Origin of the sequence: Pluralibacter gergoviae ATCC 33028 = NBRC 105706 (genome assembly GCF_001598855.1) — a bacterium.
Classification (GTDB): Bacteria; Pseudomonadota; Gammaproteobacteria; order Enterobacterales; family Enterobacteriaceae; genus Pluralibacter; species Pluralibacter gergoviae.
Genome location: NZ_BCZS01000032.1, coordinates 23,197 through 44,764, shown reverse-complemented (window position 1 = coordinate 44,764; position 21,568 = coordinate 23,197). Strand labels below are relative to the sequence as shown.

Genomic DNA, 21,568 nt, shown 5'->3' with positions numbered 1-21,568 from the left:
TATAAAAATGGCGTAAGGCCATTAATTAACTAATGGTTAGTATTATTTTAACTTTTATGTAACTGAGTTACCTGAACTGGCGTAAATAAGCACAAAAAGACCCAAAATAAGTGGTCGGATGAGTAGTAAAATTACAAACAGAGCGTTACTCTTTTAGACAGACAATATTTACCGGCGAACGCTGCCGGCCAGCGAGAGGGCAAAACTATGTATAAAGAGTATCCAGCACATGTTGTGTTTATGCGCCGCGCATTCGCCATCGCGGTCGGCGTTGCGGCCCTGCCGCTGATGCTGTTCTGGAAAGACCGCAGCCGCTTCTACAGCTACCTGCACCGCGTCTGGTCAAAAACCAGCGACAAGCCGGTGTGGATGGATCAGGCCGAAAAAGTCACCTGCGATTTTTACTGATCGGAACCACACCCTGATGCCGACCCCCGGGTCGGCATTTTGCATTCAGACGCAAGCCTACCTTTTTTGTAACATTCAAAATTCTTATGAGATACAATGACGTCAAATTAACTGACGGATGATAACAATTTTGCAGGGGCGCAACCGGACAACGTTTTTCGCAGCCTGGCTGGCACTTTTCGCCATCGCCATGCTGTTCGTTGCACCCGCCGTCTCCCGCACTCTTGCCCACCGCGCCGCGTGCCATCACGACACCATGGCCATGTCGCCGTCAATGGCGGACATGCACCCTGGTATGGCCATGACCGCCCGCTGCGAACCTCCCTCGCCGATGATGCAGCGTATGATGTCGGGCAAGGGGATGTCGCCGATGGAAGAGATCGTCTGCGGATACTGCCAGCTGCTGGCGCATTTCCCGTTTATTGAATTGTTGCTGGCGGTGCTGCTCTGGCTGCTGCTGCGCTTTATCCTTCGCACCTCGCTCCCTCCGCTTGCCTGTGCGCCTCTATTCCGACCATGGTTCCCTCAGCGCGCCCGCGCGCCGCCTGCTGTGTTCATTCTCTGATTAAAAAAAACAGATGATTGATTTTGCGTAATAACTGCGCGCGCCACCGCGTGCAGCGCATTGTTACGCCTGAAAAACAGCAGGAGCGTTTATGTACGACCGTAGTTTTGCGCGCACGCCTCTGGCGTCGCTGATCCTCATGTCCCTGGCGACCGGCGCCGGGGCGGCAGAAGAGAAACTCGCTCATGATGAGATGCCCGATGGCGGCGTGATGATTGTTACCGCGCCGGTGCGATCGCCGCTGGAGATTGTGACTTCGCCGAAAATTCCGCGCCAGCCGGTGCCCGCCAGCGATGGATCGGACTACCTCAAGACCATCCCCGGATTCTCGCAAATCCGCAACGGCGGCACCAACGGCGACCCGGTATTTCGGGGCATGTTCGGCTCTCGCCTGCGTATTCTCACTAACAACGGTGAAATGCTCGGCGCCTGCCCGGCGCGCATGGATGCGCCCAGCTCCTACATCTCCCCGGAAAGTTTTGATCTGCTTACCCTGACTAAGGGGCCGGAAACGGTGCTCTGGGGACCGGGAAACTCCGCCGGGACCCTGCGCTTCGATCGCGAACAGCCGCGCTTTGATAAGCCCGGCGCGCAGGGGACCGCCAGTCTGCTGGTGGGCTCGAATCACCGCTGGGATCGCAATGCCGACCTCAGCCTCGGCAGCGATGTGGGCTATCTGCGCCTGACCGGGAATAAATCCCGGGCCGATGACTATAAGGACGGCAGAGGCAATCGGGTGGCGTCAAAGTGGGATAAGTGGAACGCCGACGTGGCGCTGGGCTGGACGCCTGATAAGGATACGCTGCTGGAGATCGGCGCCGGAAAAGGGGACGGCGAGGCCCGCTACGCCGGGCGCAGCATGGATGGCTCGCAGTTCAAGCGCGAGAGCCTGGGAGCCCGCTTTGAGAAATCTAACATTGGCGAGGTGTTCGATAAGTTAGAGGCCAATATTTACTACAACTACGCCGATCACATTATGGACAACTACTCCCTGCGCTCCCCCGATAGCGGTATGGGAGCCATGCCGGGAATGTCCGGTATGTCGGGAAGCGGTATGGACCACGGTATGGCAGCAATGTCGGGAGACGGCATGGCGGCCGCACCCGCAATGAGTATGCGTATGCCAATGGCCATGGAGCTGGACAGGCGCACCGTCGGCGGGCGCACGATGGGAACGTGGATCTGGTCTGACGTTGAGCTGCGCGGCGGCGCCGATGCGCAGTTTAATACCCACCGCAGTAAAGGCGATGGCGGCTGGCGCAAAGATGCCCGCTTCCACGACTATGGCCTGTTCAGCGAACTGACCTGGCACGCCACGGAGCAGAGCAAAGTGGTCACCGGCGCGCGTCTCGACAGAGTGCTGGTAGATAATTTCAGCGGCAAAGGCTCATCGGGGCGCAATGATGTTCTGCCCGCCGGATTTATGCGCCTGGAGCACACGCTGGCGCAGACGCCGCTGATGTTCTATGCCGGCGTGGGCTATACCGAGCGCTTCCCCGACTACTGGGAGCTCTTCTCTCCGACCTACGGGCCGGATGGCGCCGCGGATGCCTTCAGCCAGGTTAAAACCGAAAAAACCACCCAGCTTGATATCGGCGCGCAGTATAAAGACCGGCGCTTCAGCGGCTGGATCTCTGCCTATCTTGGGCGGGTGAATGACTTTATCCTGTTTCGCTACGATCCGCATAATGCCTACATTAGCCAGGTGGATAACGTGAATGCGACCATCATGGGCGGCGAAGCGGGGGCCAGCTATCAGCTGACCGACAGCTGGAAAACGGATGCCAGCCTGGCCTACTCGTGGGCGAGAAATACCGATGACGGTAAGCCGCTGCCCCAGATCCCGCCTCTTGAAGCCCGGCTGGGGCTGACGTGGGAGCGAGGAGACTGGAGCAGCACCGGCCTGCTGCGGCTGGTGAGCAGCCAGCACAGGATTGCCAGAAATGAGGGGAACGTGGTGGGAAAAGATTTTGGCAGCAGCGCGGGATTTGCCGTCTTTTCCGCCAATGCGGCGTATCAGGTGAATAAGGTCGTCAAGCTCAGCGCGGGGGTCGATAACCTGTTTGATAAAACCTACAGCGAGCACCTTAACCTCGCGGGCAACAGCAGCTTTGGCTACTCGGCCAATACGGCGGTAAATGAGCCCGGACGCACCTTCTGGGGGAAACTGAACGTCACCTTCTGATGTCCTTTCACCCCGGCGCCGCTGCGCCGGGGTGAAAAACGCCTACTTTCCAATAGGCTGATATCCCTGCCATTCAGGCAGGAAATGCTCGCCCTCGTCGGAGGGCGTAAGGTGGATATACTTTCCGCTAACCTGCTCCAACAGCAGGCAGTCATCGACATCCTTAAGGTTATCTTTGTGCTGGTGCAGGGCGCCGGGCAGCAGTGCGGCAAGGCCCCGGGCTTTGGCCTCCCGGCTGTCGGATGCCACAAAAAGATCGAAAGCGTGCAGCTCCGCCAGGGATGATGCATCGTAAGCGCCTGCATTAACAAACCACAGCCGCGCGTCTCCGTCTGGCGGGGTATCCTTCAGACTGACGTGGTATCCGTCGGCCCAGACAATTCTGGCGTAGCCGTCGATATGAATTTTATCCGGATCGCCAAACCATGCCGCGCGCAGGGCGGGATGGGCCTGTTCCGGCGTCTCGGCTGCAACGAACTGAATATCATGCACTTCGATATTGGATTTGCCCGCGTTGCCGCCCAGATAAAACATAAATAATTGCACGCTTCTCTCCTTCAGATAATGACATCGCTTTTTTATTCAACCCCATCACATTTACGCAGCTGGTGCCCGAAATGAGTGGTCGTTTTTTGATCTCAGGCATTTTCAATATCGCTATATATGAAAATATATATCGAATTTAACCCTCTGTCTTCAGGATGAAAACCGATGCCGCTCTCCCGCCGCGCGCTGCTCCAGGCTCTGGGCTTCACGCTTTGCTTTCCCGGTTTGTGCAGTTTCGCTTCTTCACTCCGGCCATTTCACGTTGGAGCACTGCCCACTTCGGACGACGAGCGTCGCATCATCAGCGCGGGGGCTCCGGCAGATATGCTGCTGGCGGTGGTGGTCTGCGCCACGCTTGCCACCGCCAGCGCGGTGGCCCTCGCAGGTGTCGTCGGCTGGGTAGGCCTGATTGTGCCCCACATGGCGCGCCTGCTAACCGGCAGTAACCATCAGCGAATGCTGCCGCTGGCAATGGTGCTGGGGGCGATTCTGCTGTTGCTGACCGATACTCTGGCAAGAGGCCTCAGTGCTACCGAGATCCCACAGGGGATTATCACCGCATTTATCGGTGCGCTTTTCTTTCTGGCGCTGCTGCGCGGAGGGCGGGCATGATGCTGCTGGTGGTGGATCGCCTCTCGACGGGTTATCCCGGACGACAGGTGCTGAACGATGTCTCGTTTACCCTTGAGCAGGGGGCCGTGTGCTGCCAGTTAGGGGCGAACGGTTCGGAGAAAACCACCCTGCTGCGGACGCTACTCGGCCTGCTGCCGCCCCTGGACGGCGAGATCCTGCCCGAGGGACGCTCCCTCTTTACTATGGCGCCGCGGGATCGGCTGCATCCCGACCACCTTGCTGAAATGTACGGCGTTGCACCGGAGCAGATCCGCCATCATCTCGGCAATTTACGCTGTTAAGGAGACTTATGCTTATTGACGATATTGATTTTGCCAGCCTTTACCGACAGCAGCTCAGCCTGGCCGGACGAACTGAAAAGCAGCCCGCCCACTGGGATGCCAGGGCGGAAAAAATGGCCGACAGCAGAGCCCGCCCTACGGACGGCTACCTGACTCAGCTGCTGGAAAAAATCGATTTGAGCGGCGCGCAGAGCCTGTTTGATATGGGCTGCGGGCCCGGCACCGTTTCACTGGCGCTGGCCGACAGGCTGGGTGAGGTGCACGGAATCGACTACAGCCCGGGGATGCTGAATGTGGCGGCCCGTCGGGCAGAAGAGCAGGGCGTTGACAACGCGTGCTGGCACCGCCGCGCATGGGAAGAAACGTGGGACGACCTTCCCGTCTGCGATATTGCCGTTGCGTCCCGCTCGACGCTGGTGGGGGATATGCAGCAGGCGATGGCAAAGCTGAATCGTCAGGCCCGGCTGCGGGTCTACACCACCCACATCGTCAGCCCCTGGTTTATGTCACCGGCTATTCAGCGTGCGGCGGGGCGCGAAGTGATTGAGCTACCCAACTACATTTACGCGCTTAACGTGCTGTATCAGATGGGCATCCGGGCCAGCGTTGATTTTATTCGCGGCCCCAACTGCCAGCAGGACAATAGCACCTTTGCCCGCTTTCTGGAAAACGTCACCTGGACGCTCGGAGCGCTCAGCGAGGAGGAGCAGGATCGCCTGCAGCACTGGTATCAGTCTCAGGAACCGGCTGCGATTGCTTCCCCAACCCGAGACTGGGCGCTGCTGGCGTGGACGGTTCAGCAATGATCTATATCCCAAGGGCGCTCACCGACGCCTGGCTAATGGAGGATATCCACGGAGGAGACCTGACCTCTCGCGCGTTGGATATTGGTTCACGACCGGGGGTGATGACCTTTCGCCACCGCCAGGGCGGCTGTATCAGCGGCATCGCGCCCGCGGTGCAGATGCTGGCTGCGCTGCAGGCGCAGCCCGACATTCTGCAGCTGGACAAATTTACCCCCGACGAGGCCATGCAGGTCAAGCTATAGCGACACTGATGGTACGGTAAAAAATCGGGGCTTTGCCATTATCCGCCTGCGTGCGGACTATGAAGTGGGTCACGGCTTCAGCGTCAACGCCTCGGTTAATAACCTGTTTGATACCCGCTACTACTACAGCGAAGGGTTTATTGAAGAAGGGCGCAATGTCTGGACGGGCGTGGAATACACATTTTAATTATGCTCCACGCGTTGGAGTAAAGGAGAGAACAATGGGCAGCGATGAGCCGGTAATATTGCAAACTATCCTTGGAAACGTGCCTCAGGCCGACGGTTCGCAACAGAAAGTTGCGTTAACCGGGAGGGTGTATCTGGGCACTCACGGCCTTGAAACCGAAAGCGGCATTAAAGAGCATTTTTCCGATACGGATTGTGCCCTGATGCACTACGCCCGGGAACATTATGACTTCTGGCGCGAGCGCTATCCTGCGCGCTGCGGGCTACCGCTGCAAACCGGAATTTTTGGTGAAAACTTTTCAACCCTGGGAATGACCGAGGAGAGCGTCTGTCCGGGAGATGTTTTTCGACTTGGCGGTGCGGAGATTCAGGTTTCCTGGGGGCGTGTCGCTTGCCAGACAATGGCGACCCGTCTGCAGGATCCCAATGCGCCCGAACTGATGCACCAGCAGTCGCGCAACGGCTGGTTTTATCGGGTGCTGACACCCGGCGAGACCGCCTGCGGCGACGTATTCAGGCTGATTGAGCGCCCGGCTCCGGGGTGGCCACTCAGCCGTGTACAGCAGATTATTTTCAACGAGGGTGGCTCCCGGGAGGCGCTGATAGCGCTCTCTTCCATGCCGTTTCTGGCCTCCGTATGGCGTATGCAGGCTCTGATGCGGCTGGAGCACATTGGACGCGGGGAAGGCGGCGGCGGACCTAACCATTAAGTGTGGTTTCCCGTCGTCTCTCAATCGTAATATAATTATTTATATAACTATTGGGAGCTGAGTATGCATAATCATTTTGGAAAGGGGCTGTTAGCCGGGCTCAACACTGCCTCACCTCATCCGTGCGGTGAGCAGGCGCGGTTTTGTAATGAATATACCCGGGGATTTGTGCTGGGCTACTGTTATCGCCTGTGGAAGCAGACGGGTGAGAAAAGCGTTGGCGCGCTTGAGGCGGGCAGGCTGACCAGGCAGTACCGGCTCGACCGTGACATCATGGTTGAGTTCTTTACCGAGTTTAAGTCAGACCGGGCGGTGCACTATTTTAATCTTGGCTACGGTTCGCGCGGATAGGCGGTTTTAAAGCGCCGGGGTGTCCCGGCGCTATTGACTTAGCCCAGCTGGAACCAGGTGGTCTTCAGGGTGGTGAACTTATCGAACGCGTGCAGGGAGAGATCGCGCCCGAAGCCGGACTGCTTATTTCCCCCAAAGGGCACGCTGACGTCAAGCGCATCCACGGTATTCACCGAGACGGTGCCCGCCTCCAGGCGAGCCGAAACGCGGTGGGCGCGGCGCAGATCGTCGGTCCAGACGGAGGCGGCCAGAGCGTAGATGTGGTTATTGGCCAGCGCCACCGCCTCATCCTCGTCATCAAACGCCCGCACCGCCAGCACCGGACCGAAAACTTCCTCCTGCCAGATGCGCATCTCTTCCGTTACGCCGCCGAGCACCGTCGGCTGTACGTAGCAGTTTACGCCGTCGATGGCGACGGCATCGCCGCCCGCCAGCAGCGTCGCCCCCTCTTCCTGCGCCCGCGCGATATAGCCCATCAACTTTTGCCGGTGGGCCTCGCTGACCATGGCGCCCATCCGCGCATCGGGATCGAGCGGATGCTTCGGCGCCCAGGCGCTCAGCTTTTCGATAAGCTTATCGATAAAGCGGTTATAGATAGCCCGCTCCACCAGCAGGCGCGAGTTGGCCGAGCAGACTTCGCCCTGGTTGAAGCAGATGCCGAAGGCCGCCTTTTCCGCGGCGGCATCCAGATCGGCGCAGTCGGCGAAAATGAGATTGGCGCTTTTGCCGCCGCACTCCAGCCACACCTGCTTGAGGTTGGACTGGGCCGAATAGTGCATAAATGCTTTGCCCACCGCCGTGGAACCGGTGAAGGTGATGACGTCGATGTCGTCATGCAGCCCCAGGGCAGTGCCCGCTTCGGTACCCAGGCCCGGCACAACGTTGAGCACGCCCGGCGGAATACCCGCATCAAGGGCCAGCTCGGCGAGCCGCAGGGCGGTGAAGGGTGAGTTTTCCGAGGGCTTGAGGATCACGCTGTTGCCCGCCGCTAGCGCGGGACCCAGTTTCCAGGCCGTGATATCCAGCGGGAAGTTCCACGGCACGATGGCGGCAACCACGCCAACCGGCGCGCGGGTAATGGTGGCCAGGGCGCCGGAGGCGGTCGGCGCCACCTGGTCGTACAGCTTATCGATGCTCTCGGCGTACCACGCGAAGACCGCCGCCGCGCCGGGAATATCAATATTGAGCGCATCATTGACCGGCTTGCCCATGCTGGCGCTTTCCAGCAGGGCAAGCTCCTCCCGGTTATCCAGAATCAGCTGCGACAGGCGCAGCAGGGCCGCCTTACGCTCGCCGGGCGGCAGGCCGCGCCACGCCCCCGAACGGAAGGCGGCGCGGGCCGATGTCACCGCCGCGTCGATATCGTCGGCCTGACAGGCGGTCACTTCGGCCAGTACCCGGCCGCTGGCCGGATTGACGACGGCGAAGGTATTACCCGCAGCGGAAAAGCGCGGCGCACCGTCAACGATTGCGTAGCTGATGAAGCGCTGATTCTGCAGCTTTTTTTCCCAGAACAGTCTGTCGGTCATCATCTTCTTCCTTCTTATTTTTCGGACGCGTAAGCATGATGTTGTGTGATTGTTAATTTCATCTCATGGTGCAGCAGAGTGCGCGAATGGGAAAGGACGAAAATTATAGGAATGCTCAATAAAAAATGGCGGCAGCGGGGCCGGGAGATAGGTATTCCTTATTTGTCGCACAAGCAACAAAAAATGTAATTTGACCCGGTACAGATTAGCGGGGATATGTTTCTTTTGTTTACAAATATTTAACGAACGGGCTTCGCAAAGCCGATACAGGCCGCTTGCGCAGCGGCTAACCCCCGGCTAAATGTGTTCAGGTGCTATGCAATAAAATAAAAAAGTAAGGTCAACCATGCCCCATTTTACGCTCAAACAGCTCAAATATTTCATCGCCGTGGTGGAGTGCCAGAGCATCGCCGAAGCCTCTCGCCAGCAGCATATTGCCCAACCCTCTATCTCTATCGCCATTAAAACGCTCGAGGAGATGTTCGATCAGCAGTTCTTCATTCGCCACCATGCCCAGGGCGTCTCTATTACGCCGAGCGGCCAGCGCTTCTATGAAAAAGCCAAAGAGCTGCTGCAGCTGGCCTGGCAGTTTGAACAAAACTCCCGGGCGGATAACGATATGGTCTCCGGTACGGTCTCGGTAGGCTGTTTTGAAACCGCCGCGCCGCTGTATATGCCGAGGCTGATTGCCGGTTTTAAGAAACTTTATCCGGAAATTACCATCAATATTTACGACGGCGAGCAGCATGAGATTGCGCACGGTCTGCAGCGCGGGCGTTTTGATCTGGCTTTTCTCTACGATCTGGAGCTGGACGGCACTATCAATAAAGAGTATCTCAACGCACCGGAGAAACCCTATGCGCTGCTGCCCACCGGCCATCCGCTGGCCGCGCGGGGAACCGTCACCCTGGCAGAGCTGAGCCGCGAGCCGATGATCCTGCTGGACGTTGTGCCCAGCAAAAACTACTTTATCAATCTTTTCAAAGCTAAAGGCTACCAGCCGCAGATTGCCTACAGTTCGCCGTCGATAGAGATGGTGCGCTGTATGGTCGGGCAGGGGCTTGGCTTCTCGGTGCTGGTGACCCGGCCGGTGCAGCCGGTGACCTACGATGGGCAGAGCGTGACGTGCGTTGAGATCCTCGATGAGATGAAAGCGTCCCAGCTGGCCATGGCCTGGCTGTTCAACAGCGAGCCGACCCGGCCAACCCGGCTGTTTATGGACTACTGCCGCAGCGTGGATTTAAGTCCGCAGCGCGAGCGCTGAGCCCCCTCGCGGCGGTTACCGATGGCCGACGGCGTTTGCCGCCGGTCGTCAAAACCGGTCGACAGACGAGGGGAACGCCTACCCTCATAAATTTATTCTCAAGTCCCATTTTTATAATAATTTATCTGTTTTTAACCTTTGAATAACATCGTCCTTAACGAGGTGGTTTCTGACACCTGCTTAACTGCCAGTCGAAGGACACAAAAATGACCGTTGAAAAAACCGTAATTGATACCCTCGTCGTGGGCGCCGGACAGGCGGGTGTCGCCATGAGCGAACATCTGACGAAGCACAGCATTCCGCACCTGGTGCTGGAGAAAAATCGCATTGCCGAAGCCTGGCGCAGCGGCCGCTGGGATTCCCTGGTGGCCAATGGCCCGGCATGGCACGACCGCTTTCCGGGTATGGAGTTTCCCGGCGCCGATCCGGACAGCTTTGTGGCGAAAGAGGATATTGCCGCCTACTTTGAGGCCTATGCGCAGAAATTTGAAGCGCCGGTGCGTACCGGGGTTGAAGTGAAGCGGGTGGTGCGCAACGAAGGCCGCCCCGGCTTCACGGTGGAAACCTCCGAGGGGATCATTGAAGCCCAGCGCATTGTGGCGGCCACCGGACCGTTTCAGAAGCCGGTTATCCCGGCTATCGCCCCGCAGGATGACGATCTCTATCAGATCCACTCCGCAAAATATTTTAATCCGCAGCAGCTGCCGGAAGGCGCGGTGCTGGTCGTCGGCGCGGGTTCATCCGGGGTGCAGATCGCCGATGAGCTGAACCGGGCGGGAAAAAAGGTTTACCTCTCCGTCGGGGCGCACGACCGCCCGCCGCGCGCCTATCGCAACCGCGATTTTTGCTGGTGGCTCGGCGTGCTGGGCATGTGGGATGCGGCGGCCAGCGAGCCGGGTAAAGAACACGTGACCATTGCGGTGAGCGGCGCCCGCGGCGGCCATACCGTCGATTTTCGCGCCCTGGCGCATCAGGGTATCCAGCTGGTGGGCGTGACCCAGGCGTTTGACCAGGGCACGGTGACCTTTCGCCAGGATCTGGCCGACAATATCCGCCGCGGGGATGAGAACTACCTTGCGCTGCTGGACGCCGCCGATGCCTATATCGCGCGCAACGGACTCGATTTGCCGCTGGAAGAAGAGGCGCGCCGCTTCCTGCCCGATCCGGCGTGCATGACGCATCCGCTGGCATCGCTTAATCTGAAGGAGGCCGGCGTCACCGCTATTATCTGGGCGACCGGCTACGGCGTGGACTACGGCTGGCTGAAGGTCAATGCCTTTGACGCCAACGGCCGTCCGCAGCATCAGCGCGGCGTCTCCAGCGAGCCCGGAGTCTATTTCCTCGGCCTGCCGTGGCTTTCGCGCCGGGGCTCCACCTTTATCTGGGGCGTCTGGCACGATGCTAAGCATATTGCCGAACAGATTGCTATACAGCGTAAATACAGCGCCTACCGCTCGCCGTCCGACCGCAGCGGCGCGTGATTCGAACCACGTTTATTCAGGACACAGGACAATGCCGACACATACCCGTATTCGCATGTTTAACACTAAAGAGACCTACCCGAACCAGACCCTGGATAATGACCTGTGCCAGGCGGTTCGCGCCGGGAATACCGTCTACGTGCGCGGCCAGGTGGGCACCGACTTTGAGGGCAATCTGGTGGGGCTTGGCGACCCGCAGGCGCAGGCCGAGCAGGCGATGAAAAACGTCAAGCAGCTGCTGGAAGAGGCGGGGAGCGATCTCTCCCATATCGTCAAAACCACCACCTACATTATCGACCCGCGCTACCGCGAGCCGGTCTACCGCGAAGTGGGCAAGTGGCTGAAGGGCGTTTTCCCCATCTCTACCGGGCTGGTGGTTTCCGCCCTCGCGCAGCCGCAGTGGCTGATGGAGATCGACGTCATCGCGGTCATTCCCGACGACTGGCAGGGCTAACTCAGGAGGTTTTATGACATTTTCCGTCACAGCCCGCTGCGCTGAAACCGGGCAGCTGGGCATAGCCATCAGCTCTTCCAGCATTGCGGTCGGCGCGCGCTGCCCGTGGCTGCAGGCGGGCGTCGGCGCGGTATCGAGTCAGAACATCACCCTGCCGCTGCTGGGTCCCCTGACGCTTGCCGGGCTGGAGAAGGGCGCGGGGGCCGAGGCGGCCCTCAGCCAGGCGCTGGCCCAGGATACATTCAGCGCGTATCGCCAGGTCACTGTTATCGACGCCGCCGGCGGCACTGCCGCCTGGAGCGGGGAGCATACCCTCGGCACGTACCACGTCGCTCACGGCGTTGACTGCGTGGCGGGCGGCAACATGCTGGCCGATAAAGCGGTCGTCGATGCCATGGTCCGCGCCTTTGAGGGCTCGCGCGGGGCGCTGGCCGGCAGGCTGATTACCGCGCTGCAGGCCGGGTTAGCGGCGGGCGGCGAGGCGGGGCCGGTGCACTCTGCCGCCGTTAAGGTCGCGGATCGGTGCGCCTGGCCGATTGTCGATCTGCGGGTGGACTGGCGCGATGAGGATCCGATTGGCGAGCTGGCGGCGCTGTGGCAGGCCTATGAGCCGCAGATGCAGGCCTACGTCACCCGCGCCCTCGATCCCAGAGAGGCGCCAGGCTACGGCGTGCCGGGCGATGAGTAACGCGCCCGCCGCGCTGCTTGAGCGGCTGCTGGCCTTTGATACCACCAGCCGCGAGTCGAACCTGGCGCTGATCGATTTTATTGATGACTATCTGGGCTCGGCCGGGATCGCCACCAAGCGCTTTTACGACGAAACGCGCGGCAAGGCCAACCTGCTGGCGCGCCTCGGGCCCGCCGGCGACGGCGGCGTGATGCTCTCCGGCCACACCGACGTGGTGCCGGTAGACGGTCAGGCCTGGACGGTGCCGCCGTTTTGCGCCACCCGCCGGGACGGGCGCATCTACGGCCGCGGCAGCGCCGACATGAAAGGGTTTCTGGCCTGCGTGCTCGCCGCCGTGCCGGACTTTCTCGCCGCGCCGCTGCGTATGCCCCTGTGGCTGGCCTTCTCCTACGATGAGGAGGTGGGCTGTCTCGGGGTACGCAGCCTGGTGGAGCATCTGCGCGCCTCGCCGGAAAAGCCGGCGATGTGCATCATCGGCGAACCGACGGAGATGAAGCCGGTCTACGGCCACAAGGGCAAGCTGGCGGTGCGCTGCGCGGTTGAGGGGCACGCGTGCCACTCCGCCTACGCCCCGCAGGGTGTTAACGCCATTACCTATGCCGCGAAGCTGATAAACCGGCTCTCGTCGCTGGGGGAGGACCTGGCCCGGCGGCAGGACCCGCGCTTCGACCCGCCGTTCAGCACCGCGCAGGCGGGCATTATTCAGGGCGGCAGCGCGCTGAATATCGTGCCGCAGTCCTGCCAGTTTGACTTCGAAATTCGCCACCTGCCGGAGGCCAGCGCCGACGAGACCGTGGAGGCGCTCAGGCAGTACGCCAGTGAGGAACTGCTGGCGGAGATGCGCCAGGTTGCTGGCGGCAGTAATATCACCTTTCAGGAGCTCAGCCGCTATCCCGGCCTGCTGACCGATCCGCAGTCTGAGTTTGCCCGCTGGCTGGCGCAGTGGTCCGGCAGCGACGACTTCAGCACCGTTGCCTTCGGTACCGAGGGCGGTCTGTTCGATGCCGTGGGCGTGGCGACGCTCATCTGCGGCCCCGGCAGCATGGATCAGGGCCACAAGCCGGACGAATTTGTCAGTGAGGAACAGCTAGGCCGATGTATGGCAATGCTGGATCACCTCTGTCAGTGGCTGAAAGCCTGAAATAATAAACGCGCCTCCGGGGCGCGTTTATTATTTACTCTCTCCGCAGCGCAGAATTCCGCAATATTATTCGAAAGCGATCACACTTTTTATCTCTGGTTTGACTCTTTCTTTTAGTCATTTATGCCGGAACGCCCGCCAGGGCTGCACCGGCGCCCATTCCACGTTTTTTTATCGCCACCTGCCATATTTTTACTGCTTTTCCTGATGTTCCACTCTCGCTAGCATCAAACTGTAATTTAACATCGAGCAAACATACTGATTACATAAAATAAGTTCGCAGCTTAAATGGCCTGAATTTAGCTGCGCTGGCGTGTTCATGCTGCCCCCCAATAACGTTGAGGGTAATTTAATGACTGATGTGAACAATATCTCTTCAGGAAGTGATACCGCAGGAGCGCGTTATAAAAAACTGGGGCTCGGAGCGCTGCTCTCCGTTGCTATCGGCCTCGTGGTTTCTCAGGGCGTGATGGTACTGATGTTACAGGGTGCCGGTATCGCCGGTATTGGTTTTATTGTGCCGCTGATTCTGGCTTACGTGCTGGCTATCAGCTACGCAATGTCGTTTTCTGAACTGTCACTGATGATCCCGCGAGCCGGCAGCCTCAGTACCTATACCGAAGTAGCTATCGGGCATTTTCCGGCGATTCTGGCCACCTTTTCAGGGTATATCGTCGTGGCTATGTTCGCGCTCTCTGCAGAGCTGCTGCTGCTGGATGAGATCATCGCAAAAGTCTTTCCAGCGCTGGTACTGCCGCCGATGAGCGTCGCTTTAGGCATTCTGGCGCTGTTCACGGTACTCAACCTGTTGAATATCGATATCTTTGCCCGCCTGCAAACCGCGCTGGCGGTGGTGATGATGATCGTTTTGCTGCTGCTCGGCCTGACGGCGATTGAGCACGAGCAGGCGCATAGCGTGAGCGAAATTATCACCCAGGGCGCGGGTAATCCGATGGGGTGGGGCGTGCTGGCGCTGGCGGCAATGGCCATCTGGGGCTTCGTCGGGGCCGAATTTGTTTGTCCGCTGGTTGAGGAATCCGAGCGCCCGGCGCGCGATATTCCGCGCTCTATGTTCTTTGGGCTGACCGCTATTTTCGTCACCATCGCTATCTATTGCCTGGGCGCGCTGCTGCTGATCCCCCGCGAGGACCTGGCGACCAACGGCCTGCCGCACTACCTGTTTGCAACCACCGTATTTGGCAAAACGGGACAGCTTTTCCTCGCAACGGCGGCGGTGACGGCCACCTGCAGCACCCTCAACTCTTCGCTGGCAACCATTCCCCGGATGCTGAGCGGCATGGCGCAGAACGGACAGGCGTTTCCCTGCTTTAAGCGGCAGAGCGACAGAACCGGTTCGCCGTGGGTATCGGTGCTGTTTATCGCGGCGATTACCGGCCTGCCGCTGTGGTTGATGGATTTGGGTTCTATCAACTTACTGCTGAGCGCCGCCGCCCTGGCGTGGCTGCTGGCCTATATCATCACCCACATCAATGTGCTGGTGCTGCGTAAGCGCTATCCGGACCAGGCCCGCCCGTTCCGCACGCCGTTCTATCCGCTGCCGCAGATAATCGGTATTGTCGGTATGCTCTATGCCCTGTGGAATATTTCACCCTCGGCGGAGCAGTCCCGCCGGATCTATGAAGTTGCCGGCATGGTGCTGGGCACGGTGGCCATCGTGGCTATTGTGTGGATCAAATGTGTTATGCGTAAGCCGCTTTTTAAACCTGAACCTCTGGCATCGGTACTGCTCTCCGGGCAGACATCCCGCGATAAATAACCGCCAGCGTAGACATCTGTGAAAGGAGATAAGAAATGAGTATGACCAAGCGTGAGACCCGCGATTATCAGAACAGCGACGCCAGCCACCACATCCACGCCTTTCTCGATCAGAAGGCGCTGAATGCGGAAGGGGCGCGCGTGATGGTGAAAGGCGATCGCCTGAACCTGTGGGATAACGACGGCAAACGCTATCTCGACGGCATGTCCGGGCTGTGGTGCACCCAGCTGGGCTACGGCCGCCAGGACCTGGCCGACGCGGCGGCGGCGCAGTTCGCCCAGCTGCCGTACTACAACATGTTCTTCCACACCACGCATCCGGCGGTTATTGAGCTGTCTGAGCTGCTGTTTAGCCTGCTGCCGAAGCACTACAGCCACGCGATTTACACTAACTCCGGCTCCGAGTCCAACGAGGCGCTGATCCGCACCGTGCGCCGCTACTGGCAGGTGGTAGGCAAGCCGGACAAAAAAATCATGATTGGCCGCTGGAACGGCTATCACGGTTCGACGCTTGCTGCCGCGGCGCTGGGCGGGATGAAGCCGATGCACGAGATGGGCGGCATGATCCCCGACGTGGCGCATATTGAAGAGCCGTACTGGTACGTCAAGGGCGGCGACCTGACCCCGCACGAGTTCGGCCTGCAGTGCGCCCGCCAGCTGGAGGAGAAGATCCTTGAACTGGGCGCCGATAACGTCGCCGGCTTTATCGCCGAGCCGTTCCAGGGCGCCGGCGGCATGATCTTCCCGCCGGAAAGCTACTGGCCGGAAATTCAGCGCATTTGCCGGCAATACGACGTGCTGCTCTGCGCGGATGAAGTGATCGGCGGCTTTGGCCGCACCGGCGAATGGTTTGCCCACGAATATTTTGGCTTCGAGCCGGACACGCTCTCTATCGCCAAGGGGCTGACCTCCGGCTACGTGCCGATGGGCGGCGTGATCCTCAGCAAGCGTATCGCCGACGCGCTGGTGAATGAAGGCGGCGTCTTCGCCCACGGTCTGACCTACTCCGGCCACCCGGTGGCGGCGGCGGTGGCTATCGCTAACCTGAAGGCGCTGCGCGACGAGAACATTATTACCACCGTGCGCGACGATACCGGCCCTTATCTGCAAAAAGCGCTGCGCGAAGTCTTCGGCAACCATCCGCTGATCGGCGAAATCCAGGGCGGCGGGCTGGTGGCGGCGCTGCAGTTTGCCGAGGACAAGGCGACCCGCAGGCGCTACGCCAATGAAAATGAACTGGCCTGGCGCTGCCGCACCATCGGCTTCGAAGAGGGCGTCATCATCCGCTCCACGCTCGGCCGGATGATTATGGCCCCGGCGCTGATCGCCACCCACGCCGAGCTGGACGAGCTGGTGGAGAAAACCAAACGCGCCGTTGACCGCACGGCCAAAGAGATCGGCCTGCTGTAATTCCTCGCGGCCGCTTTTCCTCAAGCGGCCGCATTATCCGACTTTTCTGCCCCGTCAGCGGCTACACTTCTTTATGATCTGTAAAGGAGTGACTATGAACGACAAAATTCCGGTTGGCATCAGCGCCTGTCTGTTAGGCGACGCGGTCCGCTTTGACGGCGGCCATAAGCGGCTGGCGTTTGCCGCTGATGAGCTGGCGCCGTGGGTACGCTTTGAGCCGGTGTGTCCGGAGATGGCGATCGGCCTGCCGACGCCCAGGCCCGCCCTGCGGCTGGTAAAGGTAGAAGATGATGAGCTGCAGCTGCGCTTCAGCGACGGGCGGGAAGGCGATTTAACGGACGCAATGCGCGACTTCACCCGCCAGCGCATCGCCCGCTTTGAGCAGCTTTGCGGCTATATCGTCTGCGCGAAGTCCCCCAGCTGCGGCATGGAGCGGGTGCGGGTCTACGAACCGGAGGGAAAAAACAACCGCAAGGCCGGGCGCGGGATCTACACCCGGCTGCTGATGGAGACCTTTCCCTGGCTGCCGGTGGAGGAGGACGGGCGCCTGCACGATCCGCACCTGCGGGAAAACTTCGTGGAACGCATCTACGCCCTGCACGAGCTGCACGCTCTGCGCGACGGCGGATTAACGCGCGGTGGCCTGATCGCCTTCCACAGCCGCTATAAACTCCTGCTGCTGGCCCACTCGCAGCCGCTTTACCGCGAGCTGGGGCGCTTCGTTGCCGCCATCAACGACTGGTCGTCGCTGGAAGATTTTTTCTGCGAGTATCGCCTGCGCCTGATGGCGCTGATGTCCCATCCGGCGACCCGGCGCAACCACACCAACGTGCTGATGCACGTGCAGGGCTACTTCCGCAAACAGCTTAACGGCCGCCAGCGCCAGGAGCTGGCGAGCCTTATCGACCGCTACCGCCAGGGTACGCAGCCGCTGCTGGCGCCGGTGACGCTGTTAAAGCACTATATGGCCGAATTTCCCGATGCTTATCTTGCCGGTCAGCGCTACTTTGACCCCTGGCCGGAGACGCTGCGCCTGCGCTACGGACACTAATAAAAATTAACAGGAGAGTTATGACCACCCATCTGGTCTGGTTCCGCGCCGATCTGCGCCTTCACGATAATCTGGCCCTCGCCGCCGCCTGCCGGGATCGGCAGGCGAAGGTGATCGCCCTTTATATTGCCACGCCCGGACAGTGGCAGCGCCACAGCATGTCGCCCCGCCAGGCGGCGCTCATCCAGAGCCACCTGACGGCACTTCGCCGCAGTCTGAAAGAGAGAGGTATCCCGCTACTTTTTCGCGAGGCGGATGATTTTAGCGCCTCGGTGGAGTTGCTGGAGCAGGTCTGCAGCGAACTTAACGTCGACAACCTTTTCTATAACTATCAGTACGAAGTGAACGAGCGCCAGCGCGACGCGCAGGTAGAAAAGCGGCTGAAGGACGTTGCCTGTCAGGGCTTTGACGACAGCCTGCTGCTGCCTCCCGGCAGCGTGATGACCGGCAATCATCAGATGTATAAGGTGTTCACGCCGTTTAAGACCGCCTTCCTCAAGCGCCTGCAGGAGGATCTTCCCGAGTGCGTCCGCGCGCCGGAAAAGCGCGAACGCCCGGCAAGCGTCGAAAAGGACGGCGAGATAGCGCTGAACTATCCTGCGGAGGATTTCGATCCGCAGGCGTTTCCCGGCGATGAAAATGCGGCCCTGGCCCGCCTGCGCCGCTTCTGCGGCGAGCCGGTGGCCCGCTATGACGAGCAGCGGGATTTTCCGGCGGTGGAGGGCACCAGCCGGCTCTCTGCCTGTCTGGCCATCGGCGCGCTGTCGCCGCGCCAGTGCCTGCACCGTCTGCTGGCGGAGCACCCCGATGCTCTGACCGGCGGCGCGGGCGCCGTCTGGCTCAGCGAACTGATCTGGCGTGAGTTTTACCGCCACCTGATGACTTACCATCCGGAGCTTTGTAAACATCGTCCTTTTATCGGCTGGACTGACGGCGTCAAATGGTCGGATAACAAATCGCACCTTGAGGCCTGGCAGCAGGGCCGGACCGGCTATCCCATCGTCGACGCCGCCATGCGCCAGCTGGCGGAGACCGGCTGGATGCACAATCGCCTGCGGATGATCGTCGCCAGCTTTCTGGTCAAGGATCTGCTGATCGACTGGCGGGAAGGGGAGCGCTGGTTTATGTCGCAGTTGATTGACGGCGATCTGGCCGCCAACAACGGCGGCTGGCAGTGGGCGGCCTCCACCGGCACCGATGCCGCGCCCTATTTCCGCATCTTCAATCCCACCACCCAGGGCGAGCGTTTTGACAAAGCGGGAACCTTCATTCGCCGCTGGCTGCCTGCGCTTGAGGAGGTGCCGGAAAAGGCGATTCACGCGCCCTGGGCGTGGGCCGACAAGGCGGGCGTCAGGCTTGATTACCCGCGTCCGATAGTCGATCACGGCGAAGCGCGAAAAGCGACGCTTGCCGCTTATGAAGCGGCCAGAAAAGCGTAGCGGCGAAGGTAGCAGTCGACGACGGCGCGCGCGGACGCTATCGTATCCGGCAGATACACGGAGACGCCAGGAGCGACGATGAAAAACAGTGAACTGGAACAGCTGATTAACGACAAACTCAGCAGCGCCACCTTCAGCGACTATGCGCCAAACGGCCTGCAGGTCGAGGGCCGGGAAGAGATCAAAAAAATCGTTACCGGCGTTACCGCCAGCCAGGCGCTGCTGGACGAAGCGGTGCGTCTGCAGGCGGACGCCGTTATCGTTCACCACGGCTACTTCTGGAAGGGCGAATCGCCGGCGATCCGCGGCATGAAGCGCCATCGCCTGAAAACACTGCTGGCCAATGATATCAATCTTTACGGCTGGCACCTGCCGCTGGACGCCCACCCCGAGCTTGGCAATAACGCCCAGCTGGCGGCGCTGCTGGGCATTAATATCCGGGGCGAAATAGAGCCGCTGGTGCCCTGGGGCGAGCTGTCGATGCCGGTCTCCGGCCTGGAGTTGGCGTCTTGGATCGAGGCGCGCCTGGGCCGCAAGCCGCTGTGGTGCGGCGATACCGGCGCGGATAAGGTGTCGCGCGTGGCGTGGTGCACCGGCGGCGGCCAGGGCTTTATCGACGCCGCCGCGCGCTTCGGCGTGGATGCGTTTATCACCGGCGAAGTCTCGGAGCAGACGATCCACTCGGCGCGGGAGCAGGGGCTGCACTTCTACGCCGCCGGGCATCACGCTACCGAGCGGGGCGGTATCCGGGCGCTGGGCGAGTGGCTGACGGAAACCACTGACCTTGACGTTACCTTTATTGATATTCCCAATCCGGCCTGATGAAGAGAGCGTAAAGTGCAGCGAGCGCGTTGTTATCTGTTAGGCGAAACGGCGGTGGTGCTCGATCTTGAGCCGCCCGTGACGCTGGAGGGCCAGAAGCGGATCTGGCGCCTGGCCCAGCGTCTGCCGGGCTATCCCGAGGTGCGCGAGGTGATCCCCGGCGCCAATAACGTCACGGTTATTTTGCAGGAGCCGCAGGCCCTGGCGCTGGATGCTATCGAGCATCTGCAGCGCTGGTGGGAGGAGTGCGAGGCGCTGGAGCCTGAGTGCCGGCATATCGTTATTCCGGTGGTTTACGGCGGCGCGGAGGGGCCCGATCTGCCGCGGGTGGCGGAGCACAGCGGCCTGAGTCAGAAGCAGGTGGTTGAGCTGCACGCCTCCGTGGACTATCTGGTGTGGTTTATCGGCTTTCAGCCCGGTTTTCCCTATCTCGGCGGACTGCCCGAGCCGCTGCATACGCCGCGCAGGGCGGAGCCGCGGGTGCAGGTGCCCGCCGGCAGTATCGGCATTGGCGGCGAGCAGACCGGCATCTATCCGCTGAGTACGCCCGGCGGCTGGCAGCTGATTGGCCGCACGGCCCTGACGCTGTTCGATCCCGCCCGCGCCGAGCCCGCCCTGCTGCGCGCCGGGGACGTGGTGCGCTTTGTCCCGCAGAGGGAGGGCGTATGCTGAACATCATCCGCGCCGGACTCTACACGTCGGTGCAGGACGCCGGTCGCGAAGGCTACCGCCAGTCCGGCATCAGCCGCTGCGGCGCTATGGACGCGCCTTCGCTGGCGATTGCGAATCTGCTGGTGGGCAATGATCCCGGCGCAGCGGCTCTGGAGATCACCCTGGGGCAGGCGGTGATTCAGTTTGAGCGCGACTGCTGGTTTGCGCTTAGCGGCGCCGCCTGCGAGGCGATGCTCGACGATAAGCCGGTGTGGATCAGCTGGCGGCTGCAGGCGAGGGCGGGGCAGACGCTGACCCTGGGTCGTCCACAGCTCGGCATTCGCAGCTATCTGGCGGTGGCGGGCGGCATTGATGTCCCGGTGGTGCTCGGCTCCCGCAGTACCGATCTCAATACCGGTATCGGCGGCCTGGAGGGGCGGCGCCTGCAGGACGGCGACCGGCTCGCGCTGTTGCCTGCAACCCGGCAATTTTCGCGGCCGCTGGGGGTAAAACAACTGCTGCCCGGTAACCGCATTCGCGCCCTGCCCGGACCGGAATATCACGAATTTGATACCCGCTCGCAGCGCATGTTCTGGAGCGCGCCCTGGCAGCTCAGCCCGCAGAGCAACCGCATGGGCTACCGGCTGCACGGCCAGACGCTGAGCCGCACCACTGACCGGGAGATGCGCTCTCACGGCCTGCTGCCGGGCGTGGTGCAGGTGCCCCACGGCGGCCAGCCCATCGTGCTAATGAGCGATGCCCAGACCACCGGCGGCTATCCGCGCATCGCCTGCGTGATCGAGGCCGACCTCTATCAGATGGCGCAGGTGCCGCTGGGCCAGCCGATCCACTTTGTGCCCTGCACGCTGGAGGAGGCGCTGGAGGCCAGGCATGATCGGCAGCGCTATCTGCAGCAGCTTGCCTGGCGATTATCTCAGCAAGAGTAAGG

At 60.7% G+C, this 21,568-nt stretch carries 22 protein-coding genes and 2 pseudogenes; 22 read left to right on the top strand and 2 right to left on the bottom strand.

From position 1 onward, the window contains the following. Positions 1-207: 207 nt before the first annotated feature. From ENGE1_RS22000 to ENGE1_RS21990, 3 genes are all read left to right on the top strand, one after another. Positions 208-408, top strand: a complete 201-nt coding sequence (locus tag ENGE1_RS22000; RefSeq protein WP_043085186.1) for a YbfA family protein — start codon at positions 208-210, stop codon at positions 406-408. A 118-nt stretch (positions 409-526) separates the two neighbouring features. After that, positions 527-973: a DUF2946 domain-containing protein gene (locus ENGE1_RS27280; RefSeq protein ID WP_043085184.1), complete on the top strand. Its 447-nt coding sequence runs from the start codon at positions 527-529 to the stop codon at positions 971-973. A 91-nt stretch (positions 974-1,064) separates the two neighbouring features. After that, entirely contained in the window at positions 1,065-3,158 is a 2,094-nt protein-coding gene (locus tag ENGE1_RS21990; protein WP_048253045.1) for a TonB-dependent receptor domain-containing protein, read from the top strand. Positions 3,159-3,200: 42 nt separating this feature from the next. Here ENGE1_RS21990 and ENGE1_RS21985 read toward each other — a convergent pair whose 3' ends face one another. Beyond that, complete coding sequence (locus ENGE1_RS21985; RefSeq protein WP_048253046.1) at positions 3,201-3,704, bottom strand: DUF1543 domain-containing protein; 504 nt, start codon at positions 3,702-3,704, stop codon at positions 3,201-3,203. A 165-nt stretch (positions 3,705-3,869) separates the two neighbouring features. Here ENGE1_RS21985 and ENGE1_RS29520 point away from each other — a divergent pair, with 165 nt between their 5' ends. The 7 genes and pseudogenes from ENGE1_RS29520 (at position 3,870) to ENGE1_RS21960 (ending at position 6,913) form a co-directional block, all read left to right on the top strand. Further along, positions 3,870-4,316: an iron chelate uptake ABC transporter family permease subunit gene (locus ENGE1_RS29520; protein WP_080964495.1), complete on the top strand. Its 447-nt coding sequence runs from the start codon at positions 3,870-3,872 to the stop codon at positions 4,314-4,316. Further along, complete coding sequence (locus ENGE1_RS21975) at positions 4,313-4,618, top strand: ATP-binding cassette domain-containing protein (RefSeq protein WP_048253047.1); 306 nt, start codon at positions 4,313-4,315, stop codon at positions 4,616-4,618. Before ENGE1_RS29520 ends, ENGE1_RS21975 begins: the two co-directional genes overlap by 4 nt. Before the next feature lie 8 nt (positions 4,619-4,626). Continuing rightward, complete coding sequence (locus ENGE1_RS21970; RefSeq protein ID WP_048253048.1) at positions 4,627-5,424, top strand: class I SAM-dependent methyltransferase; 798 nt, start codon at positions 4,627-4,629, stop codon at positions 5,422-5,424. Beyond that, positions 5,421-5,597: pseudogene (locus tag ENGE1_RS27275) on the top strand (ModD protein); the annotation flags it as partial. The gene ENGE1_RS21970 and the pseudogene ENGE1_RS27275, both read left to right, overlap by 4 nt. Positions 5,598-5,610: 13 nt before the next feature. After that, positions 5,611-5,853: pseudogene (locus ENGE1_RS27270) on the top strand (hypothetical protein); the annotation flags it as partial. Positions 5,854-5,887: 34 nt separating this feature from the next. Then, the gene (locus ENGE1_RS21965) at positions 5,888-6,562 is read left to right on the top strand and encodes an MOSC domain-containing protein (protein WP_048253049.1); all 675 of its coding nucleotides are present in this window, start codon (positions 5,888-5,890) and stop codon (positions 6,560-6,562) included. A gap of 63 nt (positions 6,563-6,625) precedes the next feature. After that, positions 6,626-6,913 carry a DUF2623 family protein gene (locus tag ENGE1_RS21960; RefSeq protein WP_043085174.1) on the top strand — a complete coding sequence of 96 codons (288 nt, stop codon included), beginning with the start codon at positions 6,626-6,628 and terminating at the stop codon, positions 6,911-6,913. Between the two features lie 38 nt (positions 6,914-6,951). Here the strand turns inward: ENGE1_RS21960 and ENGE1_RS21955 are convergent, their stop codons facing one another. Then, positions 6,952-8,442 carry an aldehyde dehydrogenase gene (locus tag ENGE1_RS21955; RefSeq protein WP_048253050.1) on the bottom strand — a complete coding sequence of 497 codons (1,491 nt, stop codon included), beginning with the start codon at positions 8,440-8,442 and terminating at the stop codon, positions 6,952-6,954. 346 nt (positions 8,443-8,788) lie between these two features. Here ENGE1_RS21955 and ENGE1_RS21950 point away from each other — a divergent pair, with 346 nt between their 5' ends. From ENGE1_RS21950 to pxpC, 12 genes are all read left to right on the top strand, one after another. After that, positions 8,789-9,706, top strand: a complete 918-nt coding sequence (locus ENGE1_RS21950; protein WP_045288649.1) for a LysR substrate-binding domain-containing protein — start codon at positions 8,789-8,791, stop codon at positions 9,704-9,706. 206 nt (positions 9,707-9,912) lie between these two features. Then, the gene (locus ENGE1_RS21945) at positions 9,913-11,187 is read left to right on the top strand and encodes a flavin-containing monooxygenase (RefSeq protein ID WP_048253051.1); all 1,275 of its coding nucleotides are present in this window, start codon (positions 9,913-9,915) and stop codon (positions 11,185-11,187) included. A 31-nt stretch (positions 11,188-11,218) separates the two neighbouring features. Next, positions 11,219-11,641: a RidA family protein gene (locus tag ENGE1_RS21940; RefSeq protein ID WP_043085167.1), complete on the top strand. Its 423-nt coding sequence runs from the start codon at positions 11,219-11,221 to the stop codon at positions 11,639-11,641. 13 nt (positions 11,642-11,654) lie between these two features. Beyond that, entirely contained in the window at positions 11,655-12,329 is a 675-nt protein-coding gene (locus ENGE1_RS21935; protein WP_048253052.1) for a DUF1028 domain-containing protein, read from the top strand. After that, complete coding sequence (argE, locus tag ENGE1_RS21930; protein WP_048253053.1) at positions 12,322-13,470, top strand: acetylornithine deacetylase; 1,149 nt, start codon at positions 12,322-12,324, stop codon at positions 13,468-13,470. Before ENGE1_RS21935 ends, argE begins: the two co-directional genes overlap by 8 nt. Positions 13,471-13,822: 352 nt before the next feature. Continuing rightward, complete coding sequence (locus ENGE1_RS21925) at positions 13,823-15,247, top strand: APC family permease (protein WP_048253138.1); 1,425 nt, start codon at positions 13,823-13,825, stop codon at positions 15,245-15,247. Between the two features lie 35 nt (positions 15,248-15,282). Beyond that, entirely contained in the window at positions 15,283-16,656 is a 1,374-nt protein-coding gene (locus ENGE1_RS21920) for an aspartate aminotransferase family protein (RefSeq protein WP_043085160.1), read from the top strand. A gap of 94 nt (positions 16,657-16,750) precedes the next feature. Further along, on the top strand, positions 16,751-17,707 hold the full coding sequence (locus ENGE1_RS21915; RefSeq protein ID WP_043085158.1) for a YbgA family protein: 957 nt from the start codon (positions 16,751-16,753) through the stop codon (positions 17,705-17,707). A 20-nt stretch (positions 17,708-17,727) separates the two neighbouring features. Further along, positions 17,728-19,146, top strand: coding sequence for a deoxyribodipyrimidine photo-lyase (gene phrB / locus ENGE1_RS21910; protein WP_048253054.1), 1,419 nt, complete (start codon positions 17,728-17,730; stop codon positions 19,144-19,146). A 78-nt stretch (positions 19,147-19,224) separates the two neighbouring features. Next, positions 19,225-19,968 (top strand): type 2 GTP cyclohydrolase I, encoded by a 744-nt coding sequence (locus tag ENGE1_RS21905; protein WP_043085154.1) that lies wholly within the window; start codon positions 19,225-19,227, stop codon positions 19,966-19,968. A gap of 15 nt (positions 19,969-19,983) precedes the next feature. Continuing rightward, positions 19,984-20,640, top strand: coding sequence for a 5-oxoprolinase subunit PxpB (pxpB, locus tag ENGE1_RS21900; RefSeq protein WP_048253055.1), 657 nt, complete (start codon positions 19,984-19,986; stop codon positions 20,638-20,640). Then, positions 20,634-21,566, top strand: a complete 933-nt coding sequence (gene pxpC, locus ENGE1_RS21895; protein WP_048253056.1) for a 5-oxoprolinase subunit PxpC — start codon at positions 20,634-20,636, stop codon at positions 21,564-21,566. The genes pxpB and pxpC overlap by 7 nt, the downstream gene beginning before the upstream one ends. Positions 21,567-21,568 lie beyond the last annotated feature (2 nt).

Coding starts and splice junctions, on each gene's coding strand:
- ENGE1_RS22000 (WP_043085186.1), top strand. CDS start 208: ATGTATAAAGAGTATCCAGCACATGTTGTGTTTATGCGCCGCGCATTC.
- ENGE1_RS27280 (WP_043085184.1), top strand. CDS start 527: ATGATAACAATTTTGCAGGGGCGCAACCGGACAACGTTTTTCGCAGCC.
- ENGE1_RS21990 (WP_048253045.1), top strand. CDS start 1,065: ATGTACGACCGTAGTTTTGCGCGCACGCCTCTGGCGTCGCTGATCCTC.
- ENGE1_RS29520 (WP_080964495.1), top strand. CDS start 3,870: ATGCCGCTCTCCCGCCGCGCGCTGCTCCAGGCTCTGGGCTTCACGCTT.
- ENGE1_RS21975 (WP_048253047.1), top strand. CDS start 4,313: ATGATGCTGCTGGTGGTGGATCGCCTCTCGACGGGTTATCCCGGACGA.
- ENGE1_RS21970 (WP_048253048.1), top strand. CDS start 4,627: ATGCTTATTGACGATATTGATTTTGCCAGCCTTTACCGACAGCAGCTC.
- ENGE1_RS21965 (WP_048253049.1), top strand. CDS start 5,888: ATGGGCAGCGATGAGCCGGTAATATTGCAAACTATCCTTGGAAACGTG.
- ENGE1_RS21960 (WP_043085174.1), top strand. CDS start 6,626: ATGCATAATCATTTTGGAAAGGGGCTGTTAGCCGGGCTCAACACTGCC.
- ENGE1_RS21955 (WP_048253050.1), bottom strand. CDS start 8,442: ATGACCGACAGACTGTTCTGGGAAAAAAAGCTGCAGAATCAGCGCTTC.
- ENGE1_RS21950 (WP_045288649.1), top strand. CDS start 8,789: ATGCCCCATTTTACGCTCAAACAGCTCAAATATTTCATCGCCGTGGTG.
- ENGE1_RS21945 (WP_048253051.1), top strand. CDS start 9,913: ATGACCGTTGAAAAAACCGTAATTGATACCCTCGTCGTGGGCGCCGGA.
- ENGE1_RS21940 (WP_043085167.1), top strand. CDS start 11,219: ATGCCGACACATACCCGTATTCGCATGTTTAACACTAAAGAGACCTAC.
- ENGE1_RS21935 (WP_048253052.1), top strand. CDS start 11,655: ATGACATTTTCCGTCACAGCCCGCTGCGCTGAAACCGGGCAGCTGGGC.
- argE (WP_048253053.1), top strand. CDS start 12,322: ATGAGTAACGCGCCCGCCGCGCTGCTTGAGCGGCTGCTGGCCTTTGAT.
- ENGE1_RS21925 (WP_048253138.1), top strand. CDS start 13,823: ATGACTGATGTGAACAATATCTCTTCAGGAAGTGATACCGCAGGAGCG.
- ENGE1_RS21920 (WP_043085160.1), top strand. CDS start 15,283: ATGAGTATGACCAAGCGTGAGACCCGCGATTATCAGAACAGCGACGCC.
- ENGE1_RS21915 (WP_043085158.1), top strand. CDS start 16,751: ATGAACGACAAAATTCCGGTTGGCATCAGCGCCTGTCTGTTAGGCGAC.
- phrB (WP_048253054.1), top strand. CDS start 17,728: ATGACCACCCATCTGGTCTGGTTCCGCGCCGATCTGCGCCTTCACGAT.
- ENGE1_RS21905 (WP_043085154.1), top strand. CDS start 19,225: ATGAAAAACAGTGAACTGGAACAGCTGATTAACGACAAACTCAGCAGC.
- pxpC (WP_048253056.1), top strand. CDS start 20,634: ATGCTGAACATCATCCGCGCCGGACTCTACACGTCGGTGCAGGACGCC.